Here is a 6,285-nt window from a genome sequence, read left to right as displayed (position 1 = left end):
CTGACCGACGCCGCCGGCCTGCAGCGCGGCCGGCTCACCGGCATCGTCCTGACGGCCGGGGACCTGGTGGACGCCGGCCAGGTCGCCGAGCAGATCAGCCTCGACACCGCCCGCGAGGCCCGGCTGGTGGCGGAGACGGCCGTCGACCGGGTCCGCGACAAGTTCGGGCCCGGCGTCATCGGCCCCGCCGCCGTCTTCCGCCGCGCCTGCTGACCACCCTCACCCTGACCAGGCGGGATGAGAGGGGGATCCCCGCCGGCCGGGCCGGCGGAGACCGTCACCAGGACCCCGCCTCTCCGCCGCCCGGCCGGCAGCGCCCCTGCCCCGGCACCCAAGCCCGGGGGAGAGGACTTCCGGCCGGCCGTGGCGGGCTGCCCGTACGATGCTCGCGTGACAGTGCGCCGCACCCTTGGCACCGGCCCCCAGGCCCCCGCGCAGATCCGCGCCGCCCAGGCCGACCTGCTCGGCTCCCTGCCCGCGGTCGGCCTCCCCGACGTCGGCGCGCTGCGGGCCCGTGGAGTGCTCGGGCCGCACCCGGCGCAGGCACCGGCCCCGCGGCGGATCCTGGGAGCCGGCGGCCGCGCCGGCACCGAACCGCCCCACCTCACCGCCTGACCCGGGGAGGCCCTCACCGTCCGCGGGGGCCGCCGACGCCTTCCTCCGCGCCCCTCCCCGGCCCCGGCACCGCCGGCAGGCGGTGCTCCGGATCCCGGCCCGGACCGGGTGCTCGTCCAGGCCTGCGGGTCAGCCCCTGATGAGGGTGCAGAGCACGGCCAGGCCAGGACCAGGAGAGGCGGGCCGACGAGAACGAGGCGGATGAGCCGGGTGCAGACCGGGCAGCCGGTGCCCGGGTGCTCGTGGTCGTGGGTCCACCTGGCCATACCCGCAGCGTCCCACCAGCCCCCATGCCCCCGGGCCCCCACGCCCCCACGCCCCCGGGCCCGTGGGCCGCCGTCCCCGGCCCGGCCGCGGCGGCCGAAGACCCGGCGGCGTTCAGCGCGCAGTCACCCAGCCCGGCGTCCAGGTCCCGGCGGCGTCGTGGCCGGACGCTGCGGCGCCGAGATGGGCGCGCAGGGTGGCCAGCGCGGGGTGGGGATGGTCGCGGTGCCACAGGAGCGAGTGCGGGTAGACCGGCGTCGGGCCGGTCACCGGGATACGGCGCAGGCCGTGGCCGGCGGGCCAGACCAGGCGGGTCTGCTCGCCCATGAAGGTGGCCAGCGCCGGGGTGTCGGCGACGGTGTCGAGCAGCGCGTCGGAGCCGAAGTTGGGGCCGGTCGCCTCGATGGTGAGGCCGAACTCGGCGGCGAGGCCGTCGTAGTAGGCGGCCCACTCGGTACCGGGGACGAGGCCGGGCATCCAGATCCGGTGCCCGGCGAGCTCAGCGAGGGTCACCGACCGGGCGGACGCCAGCGCGTGGGCGGGGCCGGTGAGCAGCTGGAGCGGCTCGTCGAGCACCCGGACCGACTCGATGTCCTCGGGCAGGGGCCGGCCGGGCATGCCGACGGCGCGGAAGGACGCGTCGATCGCGCCGGACCGGACGGCGGCGACAGCCGTGTCGATGCCGAACAGCATCATCACGTCGAGCTCGATCTCCGGGTGCGCGCGGTGGAAGCCGCGCATCAGACCCGACGGCGCGCCGCGCGAGGCGATCACGTCCACGCGCAGCGGACGCCGGCCGGTGCGCACGGATGCGGCCGCCCGCTCGGCGACGCGCAGCAGCTCCCGCGCGTGCGGCAGGAACGCCTGCCCGTCGATGGTGAGCTCGGCGCCGCGCGCGGTGCGGGTGAACAGCCGCACACCCAGGCTGCGCTCCAGCGCGGCGATGCGCTTGGAGACGGCCTGCTGGGTGAGGGCCAGCTCGGCGGCGGCCCCCTGGAACTGCCCCGCGTCGGCGGCGGCGACGAAGGTCCGGACGGTGTCGAGGTCCATGCCGGCACCCTAGGGCCACAACCGTTGGTTGTGGCCGGGTGGTCCTGCGGTTGTTTGATCCCGGTCGGGGTGCTCGCTTGGATGCTTTCTGATCGCGGACCGGGATGCCTGCGATCGCGGACCGGCTGTGCGGCTGAGCGGGGGAGGAGCATCAGGCATGAGGAGCGGGCAGCGGCCCGGACACCGGCTGGGGCAGCGGCCCGGACACGGGCTGGGGCGGCGGTTCGGCTGGCTGTGGGCGGCGTACGGGACCAGCGAGCTCGGCACCTGGCTGGCCTTCGGCGCCTTCCCGCTGATCGCCGTCCAGGTGCTGCACGCCGGACCCGCCGAGGTCGCCGCGCTCGCCTCGGCGGGCACGGCGGCGGGCGCGGCCGCGGCGCTGCCGCTCGGCCCCTGGGTGGAGTTCCGCCGGAAACGGCCCGTGCTGATCGCGATGGACCTGGTGCGGGCCGCGGCGCTGCTGACCGTCCCCGCCGCCTTCGCGCTCGGCGCGCTCACCTTCCTGCAGCTCCTGCTGGTCTCGGTCGTCGTCGCGGCCGCCGACATCACCTTCCGCGCCGCCGGCGGCGCCTACCTGAAGACGCTGGTGCCGGCCGGGGACCTGCTCGCCGCAGGCGCCCGGCTGGAGTCCACGGCCTGGACGGCCACGGTCGTCGGACCGCCGCTGGGCGGCGCGGCGACCGGGCTCCTCGGCCCGGTGGCGACGGTGGCGGCCGACGCGGTCAGCTACCTGCTGTCGGCCCTGGGCATCCGCGCGACGGGCGGCCACGAACCGCGGCCCGGGCGCCGCCCGGCCGCCCGCATGCGGGCGGCCGACCTGCTCGACGGCTGGCGCTACATCCTGGCCGACGCCACGCTGCGCCCGCTGCTGCTCAACACCGCCTTGTTCAACAGCCTGCTGATGGCCACCCAGCCGCTGCTGGCCGTCCTGATGCTCGGCCCGCTCCAATTCGCGCCATGGCAGTACGGCCTGGCCTTCGCCGCCCCCTCGGTCGGCGGGCTGCTCGGCTCCAGACTGGCCCGGCCGCTCGTCGCCCGGTTCGGGCAGCACCAGGTCCTGGTCACGGCCGGCGCGCTGCGCGCGCTCTGGCCCCTGGGCCTGGCCTTCCCGGGGCCGGGCACCGCAGGTCTGCTGCTGGTGACGGGCGTCGAACTCGGGCTCATCCTGTGCTGCGGCATCTTCAACCCCGTCTGCGCCACCTGCCGCCTGGAACGCACCGCGACCGACCGGGTCACCCGCACGCTGACCGCCTGGGCGGTGACGACCAGGACCGCCACCGCGCTCCTGACGGCCCTCTGGGGCGTACTGGGCAGCCTGCTCGGCCCCCGTACGGCCATCGGCCTGGCCGGCGCGCTGCTGCTGGCGACCCCGCTGCTGCTGCCCCGCCGCACGCCGGCACCACCCCCGGAACCGGCACCGGGCCGCCCCTGACAGGCCGCCCCGGCCGTCAAGGTGCGGCCCGGCGCGGCCCTTTCCGCTGCGCCGCTGCGGGCGCCGGACTCCACGACGCCCGCAGCCGCGCGGCGGCTGCGGGCCGGCTCACCGGCACCCGGCGGGCCGTACTCGTCAGGGGACGCGCCATACGTTGTCGAACGCCGCCTGCTCGATGGTGCGCCGTTGCCGTTCGCCCTCCAGCTCCAGCAGCGCGTCGCCGACGGCGGCCAGGACGAGCGTCACCGAGTCGTCGGCTGCCTCGACGGGCCCGGCCGCCTGGTCGTTGTGGACGCCCACCCCTTCCGCGAGGCTCACCAGGACCGGGTCGGCGCGGGACCACAGCTCGGCCGCCCGGCGGCGGGCGGGCGAATCCGCCGGGACCGGCTCACCGGCTGCGAAGGGGCGCCCGCGACGGCGCCGCCGGGTGAGCGAGCCCTCCTCCTCCAGGGCCGCGACGTACGCCGCGGCCAGCGCATCGCCTCTGCGCCACAGCCAGTCACCGACCGGCTCGTACGGCGCCTGCCGCTTCAACGAGGCGTAAGCCTGCGCCAGGAGCCGGTCGGCCGGGGCGGCAACACCCGCGCCGGGCACGATGCGGTCCGCGCGCAGAGCGAGTGCACCGGCCCCGAGCAGGTCGACGAGCTCGGCCCCGGCCAGCGCCAGCGACAGGTCGCCGGAACTCACGGCCCGGCCGCGGTCCTCGTCCAGGACGACCAGGAGAAGGTTTCGTGCGGTGGTCATGAAGGACCTCACATCGTGCGGACCGGGCGAGCCGGCCGCCTGCGGCCGGAACCGAAGTGAACCCCCAGCCTACGGCCTGCCTCCGCACGACCAGAAGTCGTGCACTCCCGGCACGTGACGCCCGGCAGCCCGTCGACGGGCGGGGAACAGGCCGCCCGGCGCCGGGCTGCCGGGCGCGCTCCGCCCGAGCGGCCGTCGCACCCCTGGGCGGCCGGACCGCCGCGGGAGGCGGCAGGCCCGGCTGCTGAGCCGGAGCGGTTTCTGCCCGTCGGCTGCCGGCGCGCACGATCCTGTCCGCCGAGCAAAAGACTGCTCGTGCGCCCGGCCCCCGGCCGGCACCACCGTGACCGCTCCTCCTCCCGCCGCGTCCCAGCTCGGGGTGCGGCCGCCGCGGCCGTGCTCTCCGGCGCTCCGGCACGGCCTCGCTGCCGTGCCGCAGCTGCGTTCCCCGCGCCCCGGCGCATCGCCGACGGAGGTGTTCACCGCCTGCGCCGCGGGCCACGGCCGCGTCCCCGTACGGGCAGTGACCGGCACCGCCGTGGGCCCCCTGGCCGTGCCGCAGCGCGCGGTGGCAGCCTGGACGTGGGGGCAGCCGGAAGAGGGACCTGCCCACAGGGCCCCTCGGCTCCGGAGGGAGGGCGAGGGTGTCAGCACGACCGTCCTATGAGGAATGGGTGGCGGGCCTGGTCCATGACGCCACGGCCGCACCGTCGCTGCACAACGCGCAGCCGTGGCGGTTCCGCTACTTCCAGGGCAGCCGCACCTTCCACCTGCGCGCGCAGATGGAGCGCGCCGTGACGCACACCGACCCCCATGGCCGGGCCCTGCACATCGGCTGCGGCGCCGCTCTGATGAACCTGCGGGTCGCGGCCGTGCACGGCGGCTGGCATCCGCAGACCCGCCTGCTGCCCGACCCGCGGGATGCCGAGCTGCTCGCCTGCGTGCAGCTGACCGCCCTGGGCGGCACGAGCGGGCTCGGCGTGCTGTATCCGGCCGTTCACCGGCGGCACACGAGCCGGTACCCGTTCGAGGAAACGGAAATACCCGAAGCCGTACAGACCGCGCTGGCAGACGCCGCCCGCGACGAAGGAGCCTCGCTGACCTTCCCCACCGGGTGGCATCTGGACGAAGTGCTGGAGCTGGCCCGGGAGGCCGAGGCCCGCACCGTCACCGACCCCGGCAGGACCAGGGACCTGGCGCAGTGGACCCACGGCGGCATCCCGTTCTCGGACACGGAGACCGAAGGAGTCCCGCTGTACGCCTTCGGCCCGCGCAAGCTCGGCGGGCGGGCACCGATGCGCGACTTCGCCGGCGATCGGCCGGTGGCAGGCCGCACCGCCGCCGAGTTCGAGCACCACCCTCACCTGGCCCTGCTCAGCACGGAGGGCGACCGTCCGCAGGACTGGCTGCGCGCCGGCCAGGCGATGGAACGCGTCCTGCTGCTGGCCACCCTGCACGGGCTGGCCGGCTCCTTCGCCACCCAGGCCCTGGAATGGGCCGACCTGCGCTGGCCCCTGCGCGACCCGGTGACCGGCACCGGGCAGGTGCAGATGGTCCTGCGCCTCGGGTACGGGCCCCCGGGCCCCGCGACCCCCCGGCGGCCGGTCCTGGAGGTGCTGGACATCGAGCAGGGGACACCGAACTCGTGAGACGGTCGCCACCGGATGCGCAGCGCACCGACGGCCGTGGCGGGCCCGTGACCGAGGACCCGGCGGCCGTGCCGGGCCCGGTCACGGGCGCCCGGCGCGGTATCCGGCCGGCCTGGCCGCCCGGATACCGCGCCGCCGTGAGCCGGTCCGCCCGCCCGGCGGGCGGAACGCCCCCGGCCGGTTTGCCACCGGGTCGCGGCGCCCGGGCAGATCCCACAGCGCCCCGGCCCGCAGCCGCCGCGCCACGTCCGTTCAGCACCGGCCGGCGGCCCCGCCGGGGCCGCCGGCCGGGCAGGTCCGCCGCCCTCGTCAACCGGCTGACGGCTGTGGGCGGGCACCGTGGGTCCGTCCCGGCGGCTCGCCCACCACCATGCGGTCATGCGCCCAAGCGCTCGCCTCGGCCGTGCCGGGAGGTCCGGGGGAGCCCTGGCATCACTTTCGCCAGAACAGATGGTGCGTCACGCCGCTGGGGCTGGGCACGACCTCGAGGTGGAACCGGTCGAGCAGCTCGTCGGGCGATTCCCACAGGCG

Annotated in this window: 5 protein-coding genes and 2 pseudogenes; 4 read left to right on the top strand and 3 right to left on the bottom strand. The window is 76.9% G+C overall.

Translation table 11 applies throughout. The annotated features are described in order from the left end of the window. A pseudogene (locus IE260_RS40765) lies at window positions 1–213 on the top strand (hypothetical protein); the annotation flags it as partial. A gap of 177 nt (window positions 214–390) precedes the next feature. After that, window positions 391–615, top strand: a complete 225-nt coding sequence (locus IE260_RS40760) for a hypothetical protein (RefSeq protein WP_189880982.1) — start codon at window positions 391–393, stop codon at window positions 613–615. Between the two features lie 378 nt (window positions 616–993). Here IE260_RS40760 and IE260_RS40755 read toward each other — a convergent pair whose 3' ends face one another. After that, window positions 994–1,929, bottom strand: a complete 936-nt coding sequence (locus IE260_RS40755; RefSeq protein ID WP_189880981.1) for a LysR family transcriptional regulator — start codon at window positions 1,927–1,929, stop codon at window positions 994–996. 157 nt (window positions 1,930–2,086) lie between these two features. Between IE260_RS40755 and IE260_RS40750 the strand changes: the two genes are divergently transcribed. Further along, window positions 2,087–3,361, top strand: a complete 1,275-nt coding sequence (locus IE260_RS40750; protein WP_189880980.1) for an MFS transporter — start codon at window positions 2,087–2,089, stop codon at window positions 3,359–3,361. 135 nt (window positions 3,362–3,496) lie between these two features. Here IE260_RS40750 and IE260_RS40745 read toward each other — a convergent pair whose 3' ends face one another. Further along, window positions 3,497–4,105, bottom strand: a complete 609-nt coding sequence (locus IE260_RS40745; protein ID WP_189880979.1) for a GPP34 family phosphoprotein — start codon at window positions 4,103–4,105, stop codon at window positions 3,497–3,499. A 644-nt stretch (window positions 4,106–4,749) separates the two neighbouring features. Between IE260_RS40745 and IE260_RS40740 the strand changes: the two genes are divergently transcribed. Then, the gene (locus IE260_RS40740) at window positions 4,750–5,754 is read left to right on the top strand and encodes an Acg family FMN-binding oxidoreductase (RefSeq protein WP_229881850.1); all 1,005 of its coding nucleotides are present in this window, start codon (window positions 4,750–4,752) and stop codon (window positions 5,752–5,754) included. A gap of 432 nt (window positions 5,755–6,186) precedes the next feature. On the opposite strand, the pseudogene IE260_RS40735 reads toward IE260_RS40740, so the two are convergent. Next, window positions 6,187–6,285, bottom strand: a pseudogene (locus IE260_RS40735) (dihydrofolate reductase family protein); the annotation flags it as partial.

It is taken from the genome of Streptomyces viridiviolaceus (assembly GCF_014650995.1).
GTDB lineage: Bacteria > Actinomycetota > Actinomycetes > Streptomycetales > Streptomycetaceae > Streptomyces > Streptomyces viridiviolaceus.
Note: the sequence above shows the minus strand (reverse complement) of the source record. Positions and strands in the feature narration are given on the sequence as shown.

Excerpts from the sequence above, each read along its gene's own strand:
- IE260_RS40755 (WP_189880981.1), bottom strand. The coding sequence starts at position 1,929 with ATGGACCTCGACACCGTCCGGACCTTCGTCGCCGCCGCCGACGCGGGG.
- IE260_RS40750 (WP_189880980.1), top strand. The coding sequence starts at position 2,087 with ATGAGGAGCGGGCAGCGGCCCGGACACCGGCTGGGGCAGCGGCCCGGA.
- IE260_RS40745 (WP_189880979.1), bottom strand. The coding sequence starts at position 4,105 with ATGACCACCGCACGAAACCTTCTCCTGGTCGTCCTGGACGAGGACCGC.